General features: G+C 71.1%; 4 protein-coding genes, 1 other RNA gene and 1 pseudogene. 2 read left to right on the top strand and 4 right to left on the bottom strand.

Translation table 11 applies throughout. The features are described 5' to 3' along the window. The 4 genes and pseudogenes from I73_RS27835 to cysK form a co-directional block, all read right to left on the bottom strand. Nucleotides 1–506 (bottom strand): annotated as a pseudogene (locus tag I73_RS27835) (hypothetical protein); the annotation flags it as partial. Next, entirely contained in the window at nucleotides 503–1399 is an 897-nt protein-coding gene (locus I73_RS13510; RefSeq protein WP_026096699.1) for an ABC transporter permease, read from the bottom strand. The pseudogene I73_RS27835 and the gene I73_RS13510, both read right to left, overlap by 4 nt. Continuing rightward, a complete protein-coding gene (locus I73_RS13505) occupies nucleotides 1389–2219 on the bottom strand; it encodes an ABC transporter ATP-binding protein (RefSeq protein WP_022981096.1) in 831 nt (276 codons plus the stop codon). Before I73_RS13505 ends, I73_RS13510 begins: the two co-directional genes overlap by 11 nt. Before the next feature lie 219 nt (nucleotides 2220–2438). Further along, the gene (cysK, locus tag I73_RS13500) at nucleotides 2439–3362 is read right to left on the bottom strand and encodes a cysteine synthase A (RefSeq protein ID WP_022981095.1); all 924 of its coding nucleotides are present in this window, start codon (nucleotides 3360–3362) and stop codon (nucleotides 2439–2441) included. Between the two features lie 150 nt (nucleotides 3363–3512). Here cysK and rnpB point away from each other — a divergent pair. After that, nucleotides 3513–3911: RNase P RNA component class A (rnpB, locus tag I73_RS30935), an RNA gene on the top strand. Between the two features lie 39 nt (nucleotides 3912–3950). Continuing rightward, nucleotides 3951–4680, top strand: a 730-nt coding sequence (locus tag I73_RS13495) for a Bcr/CflA family efflux MFS transporter (protein WP_022981094.1), incomplete at its 3' end; no start/stop codon positions are given.

Genomic DNA, 4680 nt, shown 5'->3' with positions numbered 1-4680 from the left:
TGCACGAAGTCGCCGCCCCGTGTGGCGGTGTTGTCCCACAGGGCCTGCACGATCAGCGAGGGCGCGGGCAGCAGCACGCGGGGCACCGCGAAGACGGTGACGCCCAGCTCCCAGACGTACAGCAGCCACAGGCCGAACAGGCCGGCGGTGGCCGGGCCGCTCCAGCGGCTGTCGGGCTGCTCGGCCAGCTGGCGCACGCTGCACTGGGCCAGGGCCAGGATGGCCAGCAGGCGCAGCCCGTCGCCGCCCTGCAGCGGGGTGGGCAGGGCCAGGAAGAGGGCGACGGCCGCCGCGGCGATCAGGCCCAGGGACAGGGCGCTGCGGCCCGGGCCACTGGCCGGGCGCAGCGCGGCCAGTGCCGCCAGCAGCAGCAGGCCATCGGCCAGCGGGCGCAGCAGGCCCTGGCTGGGGGCCAGCACGGTGAGCGCCAGGGCCAGCACCGCGGCCAGCGAGCCGGGGCGGCGGGACCCTGCGGGCGAGGGGGAGGACAGGTTCAGGGTGTTCATGCGCCGCTCCGCGACGGGGCCGGCCGCATGCGGCGCAGCACGGCCTTTTCCAGCAGGGTGATGGCGCCGGTCAGCACCAGGCCCAGCACCGAGGCCATCACCAGCGCCGACCAGATGGCCACCGTGTTGCCGTAGTAGGAGCTGGTCAGCAGGCGGGCGCCCAGGCCGGCCTGGGCGCCGGTGGGCAGCTCGGCCACGATGGCGCCGACCAGGCCGGCCGCCATTGAGACGCGCAGCGCCGGGAAGAGGAAAGGCAGGGAGGCGGGCAGGCGCAGCATCCAGAAGGTGTGGGCCCGGCTGGCGGCGTAGGTGTGCATCAGTTCCAGCTCCAGGCGCTGCGGCGCGCGCAGGCCCTGCACCATGGCCACCGTCACCGGGAAGAAGCAGAGGTAGGTGGCGATGACGACCTTGGGCATCAGCCCTTCGAAGCCCAGGCTGCCCAGGATGACCATGACGATGGGCGCGATGGCCAGCACCGGGATGGTCTGCGAGGCCACCACCCAGGGCAGCAGGGCCCGCTCCAGCGTGCGGGAGTGGACGATGGCGGCGGCCAGGGCCATGCCCAGCAGCGCCCCGGCGACGAAGCCCAGCAGCGTGGCCTCGCCGGTCACCCCGGTGTGCAGCCACAGGCTGCGCGGCGAATCGACCGGCCAGTCGACCAGGCCGGACCAGAGGTCGGCGGCGATCTGGTGCGGTGCCGGCAGCACCGGGCGCTGCATGGCGAGGGTGGCCCGCAGCAGGTCCGTCCAGGTCCAGGCGCCCTGGGGCGCCAGCACCCGCTCGATGGTGCCCGGCGCGTTCAGGCCGATGGCCGCGGCGTACCAGATCACCAGGATCACCGCGCCCACCACCGTCACCGGCAGCACCCGGCGGCGCAAGGCGTCAGTGCTCATGGTGTCCGTCGGCCAGGGCTTCGCGCACCTCGTGGGCCAGCGCGGTGAAGGCCGGGGTGTCGCGCATCGCCAGCGTGCGCTCGGCCGGCAGGGGCGAGTCGATGATCTTCACGATGCGGCCGGGCCGCGGCGACATCACGACGATGCGGGTGGACAGGTACACCGCCTCGGCGATGGAGTGGGTGACGAAGACCACGGTGCGCTGCTCGCGCCGCCAGAGGTCCTGCAGCTGCACGTTCAGGCTGTCGCGGGTGATCTCGTCCAGCGCGCCGAAGGGCTCGTCCATCATCAGCAGCCGGGGCTCGAAACCCAGCGCCCGGGCGATGGACACGCGCTGCTGCATGCCGCCGGAGAGCTGCCAGGGGTACTTCTTCTCGAAGCCGGCCAGGCCCACCCGGGCCAGCTGCTCGCGGGCGACTTCCTCGCACTGGGCCGGCAGCCGGCCCTGGATCTGCAGCGGCAGCATCACATTGGCCAGCACCGTGCGCCAGGGGAAGAGGGCCGGGGCCTGGAACACATAGCCGTAGGAGCGGGCCATGCGCGCTTCCTGCGGGCTCATGTCGTTGACCCACATCTGGCCCGAGGAGAGCGGCTCCAGGTCGGCGATCACCCGCAGCAGGGTGGTCTTGCCGCAGCCCGATGGGCCGATCAGGGAGATGAACTCGCCCTGGCGGATGCTCAGGTCCACGTCCTGGAGGGCGTGCACCTGGGCGTCCGCGCCGGGGTAGATGACGCTGGCGCCCCGCACGCGGATGGCGTCACGGGGCGGGGTGGCCGGCGTGGAGACCGGCTCGGAGACGGGAAGAGGCTCGGCGATCATGCAACTGCGCTGGAGGTCCGGAAGCTGACCAATTGGCCAGGTTTGCCGTCCTCAAGCCAGTTCCGTGCCATGCCTGCGCCGCAGGGCCTTTCGCTGGGCCTTTCGCAGGGCCTTCCGCCTGCGGGGCCCCGAGCTGCACAGCGCTGAGGCGTTTTCCCCGCGCTTCAGCGCCGCTTTGGTGCGGGGGCGCGGGGGCCGCCCCCGTTTCCGATCAGGGGCTCAGCTGCCCACCGGCAGGAAACCGTCCACCGACAGGTAGCGCTCGCCGGTGTCGTAGTTGAAGCCCAGCACGCGGCTGCCGGCCGGCAGCTCGGCCAGCTTCTTGGCGATGGCCGCCAGCGTGGCGCCGCTGGAGATGCCCACCAGCAGGCCTTCCTCGCGGGCGCTGCGGCGGGCGTATTCCTTGGCGTCGTCGCCCTCGACCAGGATCACGCCGTCCAGCAGTTCGGTCTTCAGGTTCTTGGGCACGAAGCCGGCGCCGATGCCCTGGATGGGGTGGGGCGAGGGCTGGCCGCCGCTGATGACCGGCGAGGCTGCCGGTTCCACCGCGAAGACCTTGAGCTGCGGCCACTTCGCCTTCAGCACGCTGGCCACGCCGGAGAGGTGGCCGCCGGTGCCCACGCCGGTGATCAGCACGTCCAGGCCCTCGGGGAAGTCGGCCAGGATCTCCTGCGCGGTGGTGCGCTGGTGCACGTCGATGTTGGCCGGGTTCTCGAACTGCTGGGGGATCCAGGCGCCGGGCGTGCTGGCGGCCAGTTCCTCGGCCCGGGCGATGGCGCCCTTCATGCCCTTTTCCTTGGGCGTCAGGTCGAAGCTGGCGCCATAGGCCAGCATCAGGCGGCGGCGCTCCAGGCTCATGCTCTCGGGCATCACCAGGATCAGCTTGTAGCCCTTGACGGCGGCCACCATGGCCAGGCCGACACCGGTGTTGCCGGAGGTGGGCTCGATGATGGTGCCACCGGGCTTCAGCGCACCGCTGGCCTCGGCCGCCTCGACCATGGCCAGGGCGATGCGGTCCTTGATGGAGCCGCCGGGGTTGCTGCGCTCGGACTTGACCCAGACCTGGGCCTCGGGCCCGAACAGGCGGTTGATGCGGATGTGCGGCGTGTGGCCGATCGTGGCGAGAACGTTGTTGGCTTTCATGCGTGTCTCCAGGGTCGGTGTGGCCCGATGAGGTGCGGACGATGATGCCCCAAGGCCTGCGCGCTGTCTCCCATGAGCTTCTGACCGCAAGTTATGTGGAGGGCTGCTCGGCTGCGGTGGTCTTTCCAAAGCGTGGGACAATGGCCGGGTGAAGCAGACCAGACCGCCGCTGGTGCAATCCGCAAGGCGGCGCGCAAGCGCCGGGCCGAAAGGCCGCACTGGAGGAAGGTCCGGACTGCACAGAGCAGCGTAGCGGGTAACGCCCGTCCACCGCGAGGTGCGGATCAGAGCCACAGAGACGAGTCGGCGACGGAAGGCGCAAGCCTTCTTGGGAGACGGCATGCCGCGCTCCGACGTCGCCGGGTGAAACGCGGCAATCTCTACGCGCAGCAACACCAAATAGGCCAGCTTTGACGCGGCTCGCTGAGCTGGCGGGTAGGTGGCATCGAGCCAGGGTGGCAACACCCCGGCCCAGAGGAATGGCGGTCACACCCAACCGGCGCAAGCCGGGCGGGTGCACAGAATCCGGCCTATCGGTCTGCTTCACTTTTTACCGATGACGATCCCGTGCGCGCGCCGGCCTGCTGAATGAACCCGAACGCCTCCCAACTCTGGCCCGGCCGCCGCTGGACCCTGGCCCTCTTGCTGGCCACGCTCAGCATGATCGGGCCCTTCTCGATCGACACCTACATCCCGGCCTTCGCCGGCATCGCCCAGTCGCTGGGCGCCACGCCGGTGCAAATGCAGCAGACCCTGTCGGCCTATCTGCTGGCCTTCGCGCTGATGAACCTGTTCCACGGCGCCCTGGCCGACAGCTTCGGGCGCCGCCCGGTGGTGCTGGTGGGCATGACGGTGTTCGCGCTGGCCTCGCTGGGCTGCGCGCTGTCCCAGTCCGTCGGCCAGTTGGTGCTGTTCAGGGCCCTGCAGGGCATGTCGGCCGGCGCGGGCATGGTGGTGTCGCGGGCGGTCATCCGTGACATGTTCCCGCCCCACGAGGCCCAGCGGGTGATGTCCCAGGTCACGCTGTTCTTCGGCCTGGCCCCGGCCATCGCGCCCATCATCGGCGGCCAGCTTTTCGTCTGGCTGGGCTGGCCCAGCATCTTCGGCCTGCTGGCGCTGATCGGCCTGGGCCTGTCCCTGCTGATGGGCGCGCGCCTGCCCGAGACCCTGGACCCGGCGCAGCGCCAGCCCTTCAGCGTGGGCCACCTGATGCGCGGCTACGTGCAGCTGGGCGGCAGCGCCCGCTTCATGGCCCTGAGCCTGGCCTCGGGCGTGCCCTTCAACGGCATGTTCCTTTACGTGCTCTCGGCCCCCGTCT

It is taken from the genome of Ideonella sp. B508-1, from assembly GCF_000333615.1.
GTDB lineage: Bacteria > Pseudomonadota > Gammaproteobacteria > Burkholderiales > Burkholderiaceae_C > Ideonella.
This window is presented reverse-complemented; position numbering and strand designations above follow the sequence as displayed.